Origin of the sequence: Flavihumibacter petaseus NBRC 106054 (genome assembly GCF_000974785.1) — a bacterium.
Classification (GTDB): domain Bacteria; phylum Bacteroidota; class Bacteroidia; order Chitinophagales; family Chitinophagaceae; genus Flavihumibacter; species Flavihumibacter petaseus.
The window spans coordinates 401723-418755 of sequence record NZ_BBWV01000004.1 but is presented as its reverse complement, the minus strand read 5'-3'; the positions used below and the strand labels follow the sequence as shown (position 1 = coordinate 418755).

Sequence of the window (17033 nt, the reverse complement as noted above, 5' to 3'; positions counted from 1 at the left end):
AACAATTAAACTAATAAACTTCCAAACTTCCAAACAATCATTACTGTCCCTGCGCCTGGCTGAATCCCTTCTTTTCACCCCACTGGTTCAACAGTTCCAGGGATGCGATTTTGAAGTTACCGGTCATGCTTACATACAACCCGATAATGTCCTGCTGGTTCAGTGGCGTTTCGTCGATGCCTTCAAACCTTACGTTATACTGGTTCACCAGGTTGGTGAACTTTGAACCAGTGGGCCAGACCTGGGTGCCGCGGTTACTGATATTTACCAGCTTGAATTTAACTCCACCGTGACGCAGGCTTTTCTGAGCTATTTCTTCAGGCTGGAGATTGCTTTCCAGGAAGAAATCCACTCCAACGATCCTTTCCTGTGCACCTTCAGCGCTTTCCAGCATCGGGTTCTTGTCCAGGTTGATGACTGTGCAGGTAGTGGGCATGTCCACCATTGCTGGCTTGGGATTATGCGCCGGTTTCTTTCCAAAATTGGAAATGATCGCCTGAGCAAAAGCGGTAGTGTTAAGCGATGGCGTTTCTTTGCTACCGAAGTCCCCGGTATGAACACCACTTTCAAGGGTATATAGCAAAGCATTTTCAATCATGGAAGCCGTATCCAGCAGTCCCACATGTTGCAGCAGCGCAAATCCGCTTAACAAGAGGGCAGTGGGGTTGGCGATATTTTTTCCTGCAATATCCGGTGCAGTCCCATGTACCGCTTCAAAGATGCAGATGTGATCTCCGATGTTGGCAGATGGTGCGAATCCGAGACCACCTACCAGGCCGGCACAAAGGTCACTGACAATATCGCCCTGCAGGTTGGTCAGTACCACCACATCAAAATTGTCGGGGCGTGTAACGAGCTTCATACAGAGGTCGTCTACGATCACATCGTCCGCTTTCAGTTCGGGATATTCTTTTGCTACTTCATAGAAGCATTCCAGGAAAAGCCCGTCGGTCAATTTCATGATATTCGCCTTATGGCCACAGGTGATTCTTCTCGCCTGCTTCTTTTTAGCCATTTCAAAGGCGTAACGGATCACCTGAAGAGAGCCCGGGCGGGTGATAAAACGGCGGCTGAGTGCCACATCGTGAGTAAGCAGATGTTCCACACCGCCGTAGGTGTCTTCAATATTCTCTCTGACAATCGTAATGTCGATCGGAATCCCTGCCTTTGAGAATACCGTATCAACGCCGTACAGTGTTTGAAATGTTCTTTTGTTGGCATAAGTATTCCACGTTTTACGTGCAGTAACGTTAATGCTCTTTACACCTTTTCCCTTGGGCGTTTCCATAGGGCCTTTAAAAAGGATGCCCAGTTTCTCAATAGTTGCCTTGGCCTCAGGAGTCATGCCATTGTTAAATCCTTTATCAAATACCCATTTACCCATGTCAACAAATTCATATTCAAGGGGCACTTTAGCGGCATCAAAAATGGACAATACTGCATCCATAATCTCGGGGCCGATACCATCTCCTTTAGCTACAGCGATTTTCATGTGTATTAATTTTGCTTGATAGGTGGTGTTATGCGATAAGCGCTGCAAAGGTACGTGGAGGGTCGCATTTTTTTTATACCTTTAAACAAATTCCACTGAATGAGCAGTACAACCACCCAGGGGGTTGAGGTGAGCGTGGAAACCTATTACCAGCCCGATTATTCGAATCCGTTGTCAGGTGAGTTCATGTTCGCCTACCGGATCACGATCGACAACCACAATAATTTTTCTGTAAAACTGCATCGTCGTCACTGGCACATTTTTGATTCAAACGGTGAATACCGCGAGGTGGAAGGAGAAGGCGTGGTAGGCGTTCAGCCAGTTTTGCAGCCCGGTGACCGTTACCAGTATGTCAGTGGATGTAACCTCCGGTCCGAAATGGGTCGCATGTCAGGGTCCTATCAAATGGAAAATATCGACACCAAAAGATTTTTCGATGTCGATATTCCCGCCTTTGAAATGATTGTTCCGTTTAAGAACAATTAATGTTTTCCGATTTTATTTTATCCCGCCAAACCATTTCTGCGTAGGTTTCTGCAGCAGGAAGATTACGCCGCCAACGATCAGGCAGAACCAGACGATGCTCATGAACATCTGTGGCATCTGCTGTAGGTTTTCTTCGTTAAATCCACCGGCAAACAGTCCCGCGAACAGGTTCCCCAGGGCTGTAGCGACGAACCAGATTCCCATCAGCTGACTGAGAAATCTTGGTGGTGCGAGTTTGGTAAAGGAGCTGAGGCCCACTGGGCTGAGACAAAGTTCGCCGAGTGTATGAAAGAAATACGTGCAGGTCAGGATCCAGAATGGCGCCTTTACGCCGGTAACAGCAGTTTTTGCACCAATGACCATGATGTAATAGCCGATCGCCAGGAGGAAAAGCGCGATGGCAAATTTGGTGAGGGTCGGAGGATTAAGTTTCCTTTTTTCCAGGTAGATCCACAACATTCCCAGGATCGGGGCAAAAATCAGGATATAAATATTATTAAAGGTCTGGAACCAGCTGGAAGGCATCCAGGCAGGCATCTGTGAATAACGGTCAGCGAAGATCTGAAACGACGAGCCCTGTTGTTCAAAGCCGGCCCAGAACAATACCGCCCCCCAGAATAAGATGAACAGGATACCCACCCTTTTCCGCTCTCCATTGTCCAGGTTTGAAGCGAAAAGTAGATTGGCGAAATAGATCACTACCACAGCCACGCAGATCAGTCCCATTGAAGTAGCGGTACTCTGTTTGCTTACCCATGAAAATTTCCCGGTTAATTGCATCACGATCAGGAAAGCAAGCAACAAGCCACCCAATGCCCAGCTCAGGGGTGAAAGTGGTGTTTTGACATGGTGTGTATCCAGTTTCGCCTTGGGCGTCATACCCTTGTCGCCAAGGTATCGGGGTGCCAGGAACCGGTATCCGATCAATCCAAGAAACATTGCAACCGCCGCAGCACCGAATCCATAGTGCCAGCCTACTTTCTGACCCAGGTAGCCGACGATCAGCATGCCCAGGAATCCGCCAAGGTTTATACCCACATAAAAAATGGAAAAGGCAGCATCCCGGCGTGCGCCGCCTTCCGGATACAACTCACTGACAACCGAACTGATATTGGGTTTCAGCATTCCCGTTCCCAGTGCAACGAATGCCAGGCCGCTGAAGAAGACCATATGACTGCCGGGAATGGCGAGAATGATGTGGCCGATCATGATGAGGATACCACCGTACCAGACAGCCTTGCGCTGACCGATAACGTTATCTGCCAGCCATCCTCCGGGCAATGAAAGCAGGTAAACGGAGAAAGTATACAGACCATAGATGGCACCGGCTTCTCCTTCCGCATAACCCATTCCGCCTTTTACTTTATCCAGCAGGAACAGTAGAAGAATTGCCCGCATGCCATAATAGCTGAATCGTTCCCACATTTCAGTAAAGAATAAAACATACAGGCCTTTCGGGTGGCCTTTGTGGGCGGGAATAGCCGGCGCAACAGGGGCAGTGGCGTTCGTCATAGTTGTGGTGTTTACACGAAATCGGCAAAATAATGGATAAAATCGATAAGGACGCTGTCCGGGCGTGCTTTGCCGGCATTTCTCTATTTTCGCGTCCTGATCGGGCTGATTGCCATCAAACATATCTGAAACAATCATTATGAATATCCTGCTTTTAGGTTCCGGGGGCCGGGAACATGCGCTGGCCTGGAAAATGTCACAAAGTCCCCTTTGCTCACAGGTTTATATTGCTCCCGGAAATGCAGGAACTGCCCAGGTTGGCATCAATCTCGCCCTGTCACAGAATGACTTTCCGGCGATCCGGAAGGCTTGCCTGGATCTGGATATCAGGTTGTTGGTCGTTGGACCGGAGGAGCCGCTGGTCAGGGGAATTGTCGATTATTTTCACGCGAACCCGGTTGACGGCATGCCCGTTATTGGTCCCTCTCAATATGGTGCGCAACTGGAGGGTTCAAAAGCTTTCGCCAAAGCTTTTATGGAGCGGCATGGCATTCCTACAGCTGCTTACCGTGAATTTGACGCAGACAATTTTGAAGCGGGGTTAGCCTATATCCGGCAGCACCCCCTTCCGATCGTGTTAAAAGCAGATGGCCTTGCAGCCGGAAAGGGCGTACTGATCCTGAACGACCGGGAAGAAGCCATTGGTGAGTTCACCCAGATGATCCGCCAGAGCAAATTCGGCGATGCCAGTAAAAAGGTGGTGATCGAAGCATTCCTTGATGGCATCGAAATGAGTGTTTTCGTTCTCACCGACGGAAAAGATTTCCTGTTGCTTCCCGATGCAAAAGACTACAAGCGGATAGGCGAAGGCGATACCGGACTGAATACCGGTGGCATGGGTGCTGTAAGTCCTGTACCATTTGCAGATGACCAGTTCATGAACAAGGTGCTGGAGCGGGTAGTAAAACCCACGGTAAAGGGCATTCAGGAAGAAAATATCGATTATAAGGGGTTCATCTTTGTCGGCCTTATCAAGGTGCAGAACGAACCCTATGTGATAGAATACAATTGCCGTATGGGTGATCCCGAAACAGAAGTGGTGATGCCCCGCCTGGCGAGCGACCTGGTAGACCTGTTACTGGCAACCGGCAATCAGACGCTGGCTTCAAAACAGGTCAAACACGATCCTCGTGTAGCCTGCACTGTTATGGCAGTCAGTGGCGGATATCCCGGCGATTACAGTAAAGGAAAAACGATCAGTGGACTGGACCTTAGATTGCCGGCCGGCAGCCTGTTGTTCCATGCCGGTACCTCGAAAGATGGGGAAAAGGTTGTTACCAGCGGTGGGCGGGTGCTTTGCGTTACTTCATACGGGAATTCCATCCCGGAAGCAGTTTCTCAGTCGAAGAAAGTTCTTGAAGGGATAACCTTCGACGGCATGAATTACCGCCGTGATATAGGCTACGAGTTTGAATAATCACAACATTGCTTATGCCAGCTGTACACTATTCCGATTATTTGCAGTTGTCCAGGATACTGGGTTCACAGGAACCTGAAAGCGAGCGCCTGGGGAAACCTGCCCATGATGAGATGCTGTTCATCATTATCCACCAGGCCTATGAACTCTGGTTCAAACAGGTATTGTTTGAAGTGGAGTCAGTGATTGCCATCATGGAACAGCCCGCGCTCAATGATAATTCGCCTGAATTGCAAACAGTCGTCCACCGGCTGCAACGCTGCGTTACCATATTAAAGGTGCTGGTGCAGCAGATTGATATCATGGAGACGATGACCCCCATGGATTTCCTTGACTTCAGAGATATGTTGCGGCCGGCCTCGGGATTTCAAAGCTGGCAGTTTAAAACCCTGGAAGCCAGACTGGGACTGCTGTATCAGCAACGGCACGGGCAGGAATATTACCTCTCGCAGCTTCGGCTGGAACAGGTGGAACTGATCAGGAAGGCGGAATCAAGCCCCACGCTGATCCAGTTGCTCAATACCTGGTTAGAAAGGATGCCTTTTCCGCAGAACGACGAACAATGGTGGTCGACATATACCGATGCCTACCGGTCCAGCCTATCCGAAAACGAGCTATCGAACCTCGTTGCTATGGAAAGCGTGTTTGTAACCGGTGGGGACGAAAACCGGCAGCTTTCTCCGAGAGCCAGCCGGGCAGCACTCTTTATTATGTTGTACAGGGGATACCCTTTGCTGCAGCTGCCATTTCAGTTGCTGAATACATTGCTTGAAGTGGATGAACAACTCAGCACCTGGAGGTACCGGCATATGAATATGGTGCACCGGATCATTGGTTCCAGGGTTGGAACAGGTGGCAGTACGGGCCGGGATTATCTGAAAGGAGCGCTGGACAAACATGCCATTTTCGCTGAGATTGCAAGGCTGACCAGTTTTCTCCTTGAACGCAGCCGGCTTCCTCAGCTGAACAGGGAAACCGAACAAATGCTCGGATTCCGGAATCTAACCTGACTGGCTGCATACTGCTGGGTTAATAATAGCGCTGTCTTTCGGAAAATCGAACAGGTAAGCTGAATGCTCCGGCGCTACATTCGTATCATGAAGCGGAAAATATCAAATGTGCTGCCTTTGGCAGCGTTAACGTGTTGTTTGCTGGTTGTACTGGCAGTATCCGGCCAAACCGGTGTTACCGGCAGGGATGCCTCCCTGCAACCAGGTGCTGACACTGCAAAAATGGGCTGGTTCGGAGATGCCAAGCTGGGCATATTCATCCATTATGGTATCTATGCTGTGAATGGCATTGACGAAAGCTGGAGTTTCCACAATAAGAAAGTTACCTGGCCGGCCTATATGGCCCAGTTGAAGGGCTTTACAGCTTCAAAGTATGATCCTGAAAAATGGGCTGAACTGATAAAATCTTCGGGTGCGCGGTATGCCGTCATTACGACGAAACACCACGACGGTGTGGCTTTATGGCCAACCGCACAAAAACATTACGATGTGGTCCGGAACACGCCTGCAAAGCGGGACCTGCTGACGCCTTTTTTTAAGGCATTGGAGAAAAACGGTATACGTAAAGGCGCCTATTTCTCCCTGATCGACTGGTCCTACCCGGATTATCCGGGATTTCTGAAGGACAGCAGCCGGTATAAACTGGCCGATGACCCCAACCGTTGGAAACGTTTCAGCAATTTCAACCAGGCGCAGATCAAAGAGATCAGTGACCGTTTTAACCCGGACCTGTTCTGGTTTGACGGTGATTGGGAACACTCGGCTGACGAATGGGATGCGGCTGGAATCCGCAAGAATATTCTGACCCGCAATTCCCAGGCGATCATCAATTCGCGCCTGCAGGGTTACGGAGACTATGAAACACCAGAGCAGAATACACCCGTGGTACGACCCAAAGGAAAGTGGTGGGAGCTGTGTATGACCATTAACGACAACTGGGGCTTTCAGCCGCAGGACCAGAACTGGAAGACGCCGGCAGAGATCATATCCATTTTTGCAGATGCGATATCCAGTGGCGGTAACCTGTTGCTGGATATCGGACCGAGAGAAGACGGCACCATTCCGGATCAGGAGGTTGCCGTGCTGAAAGCACTGGGTGAATGGAGCGGCAAGCACAGCGAAGCAATCTTTGGTACAGTGGGCGGTTTGCAACCCGGACATTACTATGGACCTTCCACCTATTCAAAGGATTCATCAACGCTTTACCTGTTCCTTGCAGGAAAGCCTAACGGGAACATCATGATCAAGGGGTTGAAGAATGCGGTAAAAAAAGTAAGGGTTGTCGGAACTGCGCAAACGCTCCCGCATAAAGTTGTGGGAAAGATCTCCTGGAGTCCGGTACCAGGACTGGTGTTTATATCTGTTCCTGAAACAGTAAAAGATACTTATATGTCAGTACTGGCGCTGGAACTGGATGGTCCCATCAGCCTGTATGGGGGAAAAGGGGGCTTGTAATACTACAAAGGGTTGTTTGCCCGTTATCCGAAGGTTGGAGAATTGTGGAAAAATTACTGGTAATCAAGGTAGGGTACTTTGATAAATCGAATTATTTGCATCAATTTTGCTGACATTATATCCTGACCAAAAATCAGACCTCAAACAAAATGGGATTATTCAATTTTCTGACCCAGGAAATCGCCATGGACCTGGGTACTGCCAATACCCTAATCATACATAACGATGAAATTGTGGTGAATGAGCCTTCGATTGTGGCGCTTGACCGGAACAACCCCAAGAACGTACTGGCTGTAGGAAAACGTGCATTGATGATGCATGAGAAGACCCATGAAAGCATCAGGACGGTCAGACCCCTGAAGGATGGCGTTATTGCCGACTTCAACGCAGCTGAACTGATGATACGGGAGATGATTAAAATGATCTATCCCAAAAAACCGCTTTTCCCACCCAGCTGGCGGATGATGATCTGTATCCCGTCTTCCATTACGGAGGTAGAGAAACGTGCGGTAAGAGACAGTGCAGAGCAAGCCGGAGCAAAGGAAGTTTACCTGATACATGAACCTATGGCAGCGGCCCTGGGGATCGGAATAGATGTTGAAGAGCCTGTCGGTAATATGATCATCGACATCGGCGGTGGTACAACCGGTATCACCGTGATCGCACTTGCCGGTATCGTCTGCGATCAGAGTATCCGGATCGCCGGTGATGAGTTCACGGCGGATATCATGGAAGCGTTGCGTCGCTATCACAGCCTGCTGATCGGTGAAAGGACCGCGGAGCAGATCAAGATCCAGATTGGTGCTGCCATGAAAGATCTCGAAAACCCGCCTGACGATATTCCGGTAAACGGACGTGACCTGGTAACCGGTATACCCAAGCAGATCATGGTCAGCTTCCAGGAAATTGCGGAAGCACTTGACAAAAGTATTTTCAAAATAGAGGAAGCTATTCTTAAAGCGCTCGAAACGACGCCTCCGGAGCTTGCGGCGGATATTTACCGCCGCGGCCTGTATATCACCGGTGGTGGTGCGTTGCTGAGAGGGCTTGACAAAAGGCTCAGCCAGAAAATCAAACTGCCGGTTCACGTAGCGGATGACCCGCTGAAGAGCGTGGTTCGCGGAACAGGGATCGCTTTGAAAAATTACGATCGCTATCCGTTTGTGATGCGCTGATAAAGGGACAACATGCGTAATATCTTTCTGTTCATCAGACGTTATTTCAATTTCCTTTTTTTCCTTGCATTGCAGGCATTGTCGCTTTATTTTCTCTTCCGGTATAACCGCTTTCACGAAGCGGCTTTTATGGGTGTAGCGAGCGAAATAACGGGCAGGATCAACGAAAGATACCAGACGGTAACCGAATATTTCAAGCTTAAGAAGGCTAATGCGGAACTGGTGCGGGAGAATGTCGATCTGCGGGAAAAGTTGCGGAGTAACTACCAGCCTGCGGATACCCTGCACACGATTGTGGTGGATTCCATCCGCGTCGATTCTCTTTTCAAATACCAGAAATATCATTATATGGATGCGGCGGTTGTGGGCAATTTCCTCACAACCCAGAACAATTTCATGACCATCCACCGGGGTGCAGATCAGGGGGTAAAGGTGGATATGGCCGTTATCGGCCCGACAGGTGTGGTAGGCCGGGTGGTGAACGTAAGCGCCAATTTTTCCACCGTTATGACCATGCTCAGCCGCCAGTTCAAGGTGGATGCAAAGCTTAAAAATTCCGGTGAACGGGGCACTATCAGCTGGGATGGCATCAGCCCGCAGTATGTGCAGATGCGAAATGTGCCCAAGAATGTAAAGATTGCCCGGGGGGACAGTGTATTGACCAGTGAGCTGTCATCTATCTTCCCCGCGAATATCATGGTGGGCGTGGTGGATACCTTCCAGAACGACCCCAGCTCTAACTTTTATACGCTCCGGTTGAAGTCTGCTACGAACTTTTCCGTGGTGCAATATGTGTACGTAGTGCAGAACAGCCAGGCTGCAGAACAACTGCAACTGGAGTCGGCAACAAAAAAGACCAATGAGTGACCTGGTAAAAAATATCATCCGATTCATGGTGTTCATTCTTGTTCAGGTCTACGTACTGCACAAGATCCCGCCGCTGCACCGGTTTGTTGTTCCCTATCTTTATTTTCTCTATATCATCTGGCTGCCTTTCAACATTGGCAGGGGATGGCTGATGGTCATCTCCTTTTTCTTCGGGTTGACACTCGATTACTTCCTGGGTTTCCCCGGACTGCATGCAGCGCCCTGCGTGCTGATCGCCTATGTAAGGCCTTTTTTGGTAAACCTGCTGATCCGCCAGGAAGGCGCAGAACAGAGTTACGGTTCACCTTCGATCCATAGTATGGGATGGGCGCCCTATTTCCTGCTGGTACTGGTGTTGACCATACTCCACCACACCTATCTTGTTTTCCTTGAATGGCTGACCCTGGGGAACGATTTCTGGTTTTTTATCGGAAAAATCGGCGTGATGACTGCAATCAGTTTATTACTCATCCTGATAACAGAACTGCTGTTCTACCGGAAAGAACGTTATCGCACGAATACGGCGTAGGCAAAGGATATAGCCTTACTTTTGCGTAGCTGTTTTCACTTAGCGAAAATCCGGCTCAAACCAAGGGGTTTCCCTCTTGAAAACGGTGCTTGCCAGGTGTAGTTTTAACTTCTAATTGCATTTTGCGTTGTCTGTTTTCAACCAATCCCGTTCTACCGTTATCCGGCTGATTATGGCCGGAATATTTTTGGTGATCATCGCCCAACTGATCAACCTGCAACTGGTTTCCGGCAAATACAAGGAGTTGGCGATGAACAATGCCGTCTACCCCAAGGTTAAATATCCCGACCGTGGTATTATCTATGACAGGAAAGGAAAAGCCATCCTGAATAATACCATCATGTATGACCTGGAGGTGACGCCTAACCAGATCAAGGGGGTAGATACAGCCTATCTCTGCCAGCTTCTGGAAATCGATACCACCGAGTTCAAGAAGCGCATCGTTACATCCATCCTGAAAAACGGCCGCTACCGTCCAAGTATATTCGAAGATCTGCTCCCGCCGCTGGTACATGCCCGGCTGGAGGAGAACATTTATAAGTTCCCCGGATTCAGTCTCGTGGAAAGACCGGTACGTACCTATCCCTTCCAGGCCGCAGCGCATATCATGGGCTATATCGGAGAAGCAGATTCCAACATCATCAAGAGGTCCAATAATTTCTACCGGCTGGGTGACTTTGTCGGCCGCAGTGGACTGGAGCAGAACTATGAAAGGATACTGATGGGCAAAAGGGGGGTGGAATACATGATCAAAGACAATAAAAACCGGCTGGTAGGGAAATATGAGAATGGCATTTACGATACGGCTGCAATAGCCGGTCGGAATTTGCGTACCTATATTGATGTGGAAGTGCAGCAACTCGCGGAAAAGCTGATGTCCAATAAAGTAGGTGCCGTTGTCGCCATCGAACCGAAAACAGGCGGTATTATTGCCATGACGAGCGGACCGCATTTCGATCCCAACCTGCTTACCGGCCCGGACAAGCAAAAGAACTTCAATAAACTGTTCCTGGACGTCAGCAGCCCGCTATTGAACCGTGCCATTAAGGGGCAGTATCCTCCCGGCTCTACCTATAAGCCCTTAGGTGCACTGGTTGCCCTGGATGAAGGTGTGATCACTTCGGCGAGTGGAATTGGCTGCAATGGCGCTTATTATGGCTGCCGGAGACCGGTAAAATGCACGGAACACTGGTCAGGACATGCCGCCAACCTGCGGCTGGCCATTGCATGGTCCTGTAACTCTTTTTTCTCAAACGCTTTCCGGTTGACGATCGACAACAACAAGTATGGCAATGCAAGAGAAGGTCTGACCCGTTGGCATGACTATCTTTCCCGTTTTGATCTGGGTCACCGGACCGGTATCGATCTGCCGAGTGAAGATGGTGGCAATGTTCCCGATACGGCAGCATATGACAAGGAATACAGGGGTTCATGGAATTCCTGTACTATGGTGACGATCGGCATTGGCCAGGATAAATTGCTCGCCACGCCATTGCAGATGGCGAATGCCGTTTGCATCGTGGCCAATAAAGGTTATTTCTATACCCCTCACTTCGTGGAAAAAATTGACGGTGAAACGGGAAAAGATACTTTGCTGAATAAATACCGCCGAAAGAATGAAGTACTGACCCATATTTCTGATGCTGATTATGAAACGGTGATCAGTGGTATGCAGGATGTGGTAGACGTAGGTACAGCAAGAGTTGCGCGTATTCCAGGCATTAATGTTTGTGCCAAAACAGGTACGGCAGAAAACTACCGGATGATTGACGGCAGACGTACTAAGCTGAAGGATAACTCCATGTTCGTTTGTTTTGCGCCGAGAGAAAATCCGAAGATCGCCATTGCCGTGGTGGTGGAGAATGCTGGGTTTGGCGCTACCTGGGCCGGCCCTATCGCAGCGCTGCTCATGGAAAAGTACCTCAATGATACCCTGCGCACGGAAAGGCTGAAAGAAGTGGAAAGAGTATCGGGAGCGAACCTGATGCCCGGATGGCTGGTGCGTGAGCAATACAAGGCTGATTCTATCAGGGCCTGGAACTGGTTCAAGTCTACCAACGATAGTTCTGCCATCAAAAAATTAATGGAGCGCCCCGTTCCACGGTATGTTCCCGAGCCGGAGAAGAAGGCAAAACCTAAGCCGGCCAAACCAGTTCCGGCGGTTGTAAAGTTGAATACGGACGCCATTATCCCTGAAAGACCAACTATCAAAAACTCCCGTACCTGACCATGACGCAAAAGAAACCCGAAATATCAAAAGGGATCGACTGGCTGGTTGTCTGGTTGTACATCATCCTGGTATCCATCGGCATCCTCAGCATTTTTGCTGCAACTTACCGGGAGGGAGATCCGATCCTGCAATCCTTTCTGTCTTTTAAAACAGATTACAGCCGTCAGCTTCTATTCTTCGGAATTGGTGGTGTGCTCGCTGTATTCATCCTGCTGACGGACAGTAAGTTCTTCACCGCTACTGCAAACCTGTGGTATGCCTTCGGGATGATCCTGCTGCTGCTGGTTTTCCCTTTTCATACGCAGGTAAAGGGCACTCAATCCATTATCCGGTTCGGGGCATTTCAACTGCAACCGGCCGAATTGTGTAAGGTGTTTGTAAACCTCGCACTGGCCAAGTATTTGTCAAGGGTTGAAACAGATTTTTCCAAAACGCGCAGTCAGCTGATTGCAGCTGCAATCGCCCTGGCACCGGCGGTCATTTCCATCATGCAACATGAAACCGGACTGGCGCTGGTTTATTTTTCATTTTTCCTGGTCATGTTTCGGGAAGGTCTTCCTGCCGGAGTTTTGATTATCGGATTTTCGCTGGCAGTACTGGTTGTGGCGACGTTGTTGATGGAGCCCAACACGCTTGCTATCATCCTGACTGCCGTTGCAGCGCTTGCTATTTATTTGCTGCGGCGGCAGATCAAACGCAGGCGAAGACTGTTGTTCCTCATCATGGGTATCTGGTTTGTGTGCGTAGGCATCCAGCGTTTTGCCGTACCATACATCTTCGACAATGTATTGCAGCCATACCAGGTAAAACGGATCTACGATACGATTGGTAAGGACTATATTCCAAAAGATGCCCGGGAAGCGCTTGAGATCGAACAGACATCCGGCACCAAAAAGAAGGATGACGGTGATTACAACGTGAAACAAAGTAAGATCGCCATCGGCAGTGGTGGCCTGTCAGGGAAAGGTTTGCTGAAAGGCACCCAGACACGATATGAATTTGTACCCGAGCAACGAACTGACTTTATTTTCTGTACAATAGGGGAGGGCTTCGGCTTTATCGGCAGTACAGTGCTGATGGGGATTTATTTCCTGTTACTGATGCGAATCATTACCATAGCGGAAAGACAGCGCAGTGTGTTCAGCCGGTGTTATGCCTACGGCGTTGCATCAGTCATGTTCTTTCACATTGCCATCAATATCTGTATGACTGTTGGCCTGGCTCCTGTGATCGGCATTCCCCTGCCATTTATCAGTTACGGCGGAACGGCGTTGCTTACCTTTACCGTACTGTTATTTATCATGATCAGGCTTGACGCCGACCGGCAGATGGTATTACGTTAACAACCTATAATTGATTCACTTGACTATATTGCCACTTTCAGAAGGGTCTTTCACCATCGACAAAACAAAATTGTTTATTCCTTTCGATACGTCGAAAGATGAACTCCAGGATCGTCCGGTAGGAAGTTTACTTGTCGAGATTCAACCCTTTGTAATCATTACTCCGGAAGATGTGTTGCTGCTGGATGCGGGCCTTGGATTCGAAAAGAACGGTGAACTGCAGTTGTTTCAGAATCTCCGGGAAGCCGGCATAGACCCCGGGAAGGTTACAAAAATCCTGATGAGTCACCTTCATAAGGATCATGCAGGCGGTATCAGCCGGTTGAATCCGCAAGCCCGGAAGTATGAACTGGCGTTTCCTGATGCGACCTACTATGTTCAGCGGCAGGAATTTGCATTTGCGATGGAGAAGGGGTTCCCGTCTTATATGCCACACGAGATCGAATGTCTTAAAGATGCTGCCAATGTGCACTGGCTCGACGGAGATGGTGTGATTGACGGCTATATCAAATATGAACTCGTTGGCGGCCACTGCCCTTACCACCAGGTCTTTCGAATTGTTGATGGAGGAGAAACTGTATTTTTTGGTGGAGACAATGCGCCGCAGCTGCAACAGATGAAAAGCAAGTTTGTCGCTAAATATGATGCGGATGGAAAAAAGGCGATGGAATTGCGTCAGCAGTGGTGGGAAGAAGGCCGGGCTGCAGGATGGAAATTCCTGTTCTATCACGATATCAAAACACCTGTATTCGGTTAATCCTGCTGCTTATGCTGGCGATTGTCTTTTCGGTCCTGTAATTCCTTGGCAACAAAGCCATAAAATTCTTTTTCGTACCGGAAGAACTGATTGGCTTTTTCCGGGTTGAGCGCCTTGCTGAAATCGTTGTAATACTTTTTTCGGACTGCCAGCACCTTTTCGTCTTTTTCCAGTTCATCCATGCTGCGTCCTTCAATCCTGACTTTCTTCAATTCAGCCATGTAAGCATTGTATACCGGCCAGAATCGCTGTGCTTCATCTGTAGTGAGGTTCAGCTTTTTCGTAAGGTAGGCGATTTTTAATGCTTCAACCCTTTCACCCGGCCGGGGTTGCTGTGCCGTTGCAGCAGTGATCAGAAAAAAGATGGTAAAAAGCAGGGTAAATATCCTTTTCATATCAAAGCGTTAGTTGTTCGATGGTGAGGCCATTTTACCAGGCTGATCAGCAAGAAATTCCTGCAGCGACTTGTCGCTGATATCTTCCAGCAGGAAATGAATATCGTTGGCGTTCAGGTCGTCATCATTATTGGCCAGTGCAGCCGGTGGCATTTCGCCAGCTGGTGGCAGAAATGAATAATCTGCAAAGGCATCGTCGCTCAGCTGGTTAAGCTCTTTTTCCAATTGAAGGGTTACGCTTTCCTGGCTGCCGGCATCGGCTCCGTTTATGCTTCCGTTTTTCGATTGGTAGTACCAGCCTCCCAGGGCAATGATACCGGTAATGGCTGCTGCTGCGGCATACCGTAAAATATTCCGGCCCATGGGGAACACGCGCGCAGGTAGTTTTCGTGACGGCGTCACTGCAGCAAGCATCCTTTCAGGAAAGGCGTCAAAATAACGCTCCGGAACGGCGTAGGGATTCAAACGGGTCAAAACAGGGGAAATTTCCGGGTCTCCAACATTCTCCGGTATTGCCAGTTGTTCAAAATAACCTTCGGGCGCATTGAAAGGTGCCTTGCGGGAAATTCCGGCGAGTAGGGTCGACAGACCCTCCGTTTCGGATCTGGAATCTATTGGATCAATGACAATATCTTGATTATCAGTGTAATCTCCGAGTTCCGAGGCGCTTCTGGCCAAGACCAGCATCTTGTCGGGAAAACCTTCAAAATAGCCCCCAGGAATGCCATAAGGCATTGATTGTCTGCCTTTTTCCGCCAACCATGGACTGATTGACAACATTTCTGCTGCTATTTGGGCTTCGGGTTTCATCAACTATTAGACGCTGATATGGGTCAAAGTTTAATGATTCAGGATAAAGTCTTCTATTTTTTTTACCGCATGGTGATAGGAAGCTTTCAGAGCCCCTTCTGATGTTTCCAGGATCCTGCTCATTTCTTCGTATGGCATCTCATCAAAGTACCGGAGGTTGAACACCAGGCGTTGCTTTTCCGGCAGCCTTTGGATGGCCAGTTGCAGCTTCCATTCAATTTTTGCCGCATCGAAGTCCTTATCCGCTTTTACCTGGTTGGCCAAACCTTCTTCAACATCTCCCAACGGTACCGAACTTCTTCGTTTTTTCTGGTCGAGAAAGGTGAGGCATTCATTTGTCGCAATCCGGTAGAGCCAGGTGAAAAGCCTGGCATCCTCGCGAAAGTTTTCCAGACCATTCCACACCCTGATAAAGACGTTCTGCAGAACATCATTACTGTCATCATGGTCCACCAGCATTCTTCTGATATGCCAGTACAGCCGTTCCTGGTATTTGCGGATGATGGCTGTATAAGCTTTCTCCCTGGTTTCGGGAGATCTGAATTGCAATAGAAGCTCGCTATCCTCCATGCAGGTATCAGGATTTTTTGCGTTCGAGCGCCTTCTCAGCTGCCTTAATGATATGGTCTGCGTTCAGTCCGTATTTTTCCAGCAGTTGTGTTGGCGTACCACTTTCACCGAAGGTGTCATTGGTGCCAACGTATTCGATCGGTGTGGGAAGGTGACGGGCAGCAACCTGCGCGATACTGTCTCCCAGACCACCAAGAATATTGTGCTCTTCCACTGTTACCGCGCAGCCGGTTTTCTTTAAAGAGGCCAGAACTGCAGCTTCATCCAGCGGTTTGATGGTGTGAATATTGATGACTTCAACACTCAGGCCTTTCTCTTCGAGCTGTTTTGCAGCTTCGATCGCTATCCAGACCATGTGGCCGCAGGCGAACAGTGTGATGTCAGATCCTTCGTTCAGGATCTGTGCCTTGCCGAGTTCAAATGGAAGTCCTTCAGTGAAGATCGGCCATACCGGACGTCCGAAACGCAGGTAAACGGGTCCTTCGTGATCGGCGACAGCCAGTGTGGCTGCCTTGGTTTGCGCATAATCGCAGGGAACTACCACCATCATGCCAGGAAGCATCTTCATCATGCCGATATCCTCCAGGATCTGGTGGGTTGCGCCATCTTCGCCAAGTGTCAGCCCCGCGTGTGAAGCACAAATCTTCACGTTCTTGCCGCTATAGGCTACGGACTGACGGATCTGATCATATACGCGGCCGGTAGAGAAATTGGCAAATGTGGTTGTAAATGGAATTTTTCCTCCAATGGTCAATCCGGCAGCGATGCCGATCATATTCGCTTCCGCGATACCGCACTGAATAAAACGGTCAGGATTTTCCTTGATAAACTGATTAAGTTTCAGTGAGCCTGCAAGATCGGCGGTCAGCGCAACAACATTGGGATTATTGCGGCCGAGTTCGGCAATGCCATCACCAAATCCGCTGCGGGTATCTTTTTTCCCTGTTACCTGGATATCTTTCAGCATGTTTCGATTTTATATGTT

The 17033-nt window shown here is 49.1% G+C and carries 16 protein-coding genes; 10 read left to right on the top strand and 6 right to left on the bottom strand.

What is annotated here, in order from left to right:
• Positions 1 to 40 precede the first annotated feature (40 nt).
• Positions 41 to 1492 (bottom strand): isocitrate/isopropylmalate family dehydrogenase, encoded by a 1452-nt coding sequence (locus tag FPE01S_RS21210; protein ID WP_046371080.1) that lies wholly within the window; start codon positions 1490 to 1492, stop codon positions 41 to 43.
• A gap of 99 nt (positions 1493 to 1591) precedes the next feature.
• On the opposite strand from FPE01S_RS21210, the gene apaG reads away from it, so the two are divergent.
• Positions 1592 to 1978, top strand: a complete 387-nt coding sequence (gene apaG, locus FPE01S_RS21205; protein WP_046371079.1) for a Co2+/Mg2+ efflux facilitator ApaG/CorD — start codon at positions 1592 to 1594, stop codon at positions 1976 to 1978.
• 12 nt (positions 1979 to 1990) lie between these two features.
• Here the strand turns inward: apaG and FPE01S_RS21200 are convergent, their stop codons facing one another.
• On the bottom strand, positions 1991 to 3490 hold the full coding sequence (locus FPE01S_RS21200) for a peptide MFS transporter (RefSeq protein WP_046371078.1): 1500 nt from the start codon (positions 3488 to 3490) through the stop codon (positions 1991 to 1993).
• 139 nt (positions 3491 to 3629) lie between these two features.
• Here FPE01S_RS21200 and purD point away from each other — a divergent pair, with 139 nt between their 5' ends.
• The 9 genes from purD (at position 3630) to FPE01S_RS21155 (ending at position 14273) form a co-directional block, all read left to right on the top strand.
• Positions 3630 to 4907 carry a phosphoribosylamine--glycine ligase gene (gene purD / locus FPE01S_RS21195; protein ID WP_046371290.1) on the top strand — a complete coding sequence of 426 codons (1278 nt, stop codon included), beginning with the start codon at positions 3630 to 3632 and terminating at the stop codon, positions 4905 to 4907.
• Positions 4908 to 4921: 14 nt separating this feature from the next.
• A complete protein-coding gene (locus tag FPE01S_RS21190) occupies positions 4922 to 5917 on the top strand; it encodes a tryptophan 2,3-dioxygenase (protein WP_046371077.1) in 996 nt (331 codons plus the stop codon).
• Positions 5918 to 6004: 87 nt separating this feature from the next.
• Positions 6005 to 7372, top strand: a complete 1368-nt coding sequence (locus tag FPE01S_RS21185; protein ID WP_046371076.1) for an alpha-L-fucosidase — start codon at positions 6005 to 6007, stop codon at positions 7370 to 7372.
• 149 nt (positions 7373 to 7521) lie between these two features.
• The gene (locus FPE01S_RS21180) at positions 7522 to 8547 is read left to right on the top strand and encodes a rod shape-determining protein (protein WP_039139756.1); all 1026 of its coding nucleotides are present in this window, start codon (positions 7522 to 7524) and stop codon (positions 8545 to 8547) included.
• Between the two features lie 12 nt (positions 8548 to 8559).
• Positions 8560 to 9414, top strand: a complete 855-nt coding sequence (mreC, locus tag FPE01S_RS21175; RefSeq protein WP_046371075.1) for a rod shape-determining protein MreC — start codon at positions 8560 to 8562, stop codon at positions 9412 to 9414.
• Positions 9407 to 9943, top strand: a complete 537-nt coding sequence (locus tag FPE01S_RS21170) for a hypothetical protein (protein ID WP_046371074.1) — start codon at positions 9407 to 9409, stop codon at positions 9941 to 9943. Before mreC ends, FPE01S_RS21170 begins: the two co-directional genes overlap by 8 nt.
• A 115-nt stretch (positions 9944 to 10058) precedes the next feature.
• A complete protein-coding gene (mrdA, locus tag FPE01S_RS21165) occupies positions 10059 to 12170 on the top strand; it encodes a penicillin-binding protein 2 (protein ID WP_369403735.1) in 2112 nt (703 codons plus the stop codon).
• A 2-nt stretch (positions 12171 to 12172) separates the two neighbouring features.
• The gene (rodA, locus tag FPE01S_RS21160) at positions 12173 to 13516 is read left to right on the top strand and encodes a rod shape-determining protein RodA (protein WP_046371072.1); all 1344 of its coding nucleotides are present in this window, start codon (positions 12173 to 12175) and stop codon (positions 13514 to 13516) included.
• 19 nt (positions 13517 to 13535) lie between these two features.
• On the top strand, positions 13536 to 14273 hold the full coding sequence (locus FPE01S_RS21155; protein WP_046371071.1) for an MBL fold metallo-hydrolase: 738 nt from the start codon (positions 13536 to 13538) through the stop codon (positions 14271 to 14273).
• On the opposite strand, the gene FPE01S_RS25185 is transcribed toward FPE01S_RS21155, so the two are convergent.
• From FPE01S_RS25185 to FPE01S_RS21135, 4 genes are read right to left on the bottom strand one after another with little or no spacing between them, the layout of a single operon-like run.
• A complete protein-coding gene (locus FPE01S_RS25185) occupies positions 14270 to 14668 on the bottom strand; it encodes a hypothetical protein (protein WP_052956074.1) in 399 nt (132 codons plus the stop codon). The genes FPE01S_RS21155 and FPE01S_RS25185 overlap by 4 nt on opposite strands.
• Positions 14669 to 14677: 9 nt before the next feature.
• Positions 14678 to 15448 (bottom strand): hypothetical protein, encoded by a 771-nt coding sequence (locus tag FPE01S_RS21145; protein ID WP_157474119.1) that lies wholly within the window; start codon positions 15446 to 15448, stop codon positions 14678 to 14680.
• A 60-nt stretch (positions 15449 to 15508) separates the two neighbouring features.
• Entirely contained in the window at positions 15509 to 16048 is a 540-nt protein-coding gene (locus FPE01S_RS21140; protein WP_046371069.1) for an RNA polymerase sigma factor, read from the bottom strand.
• 7 nt (positions 16049 to 16055) lie between these two features.
• Positions 16056 to 17015, bottom strand: coding sequence for a transketolase family protein (locus tag FPE01S_RS21135; protein WP_046371068.1), 960 nt, complete (start codon positions 17013 to 17015; stop codon positions 16056 to 16058).
• Positions 17016 to 17033: the final 18 nt, after the last annotated feature.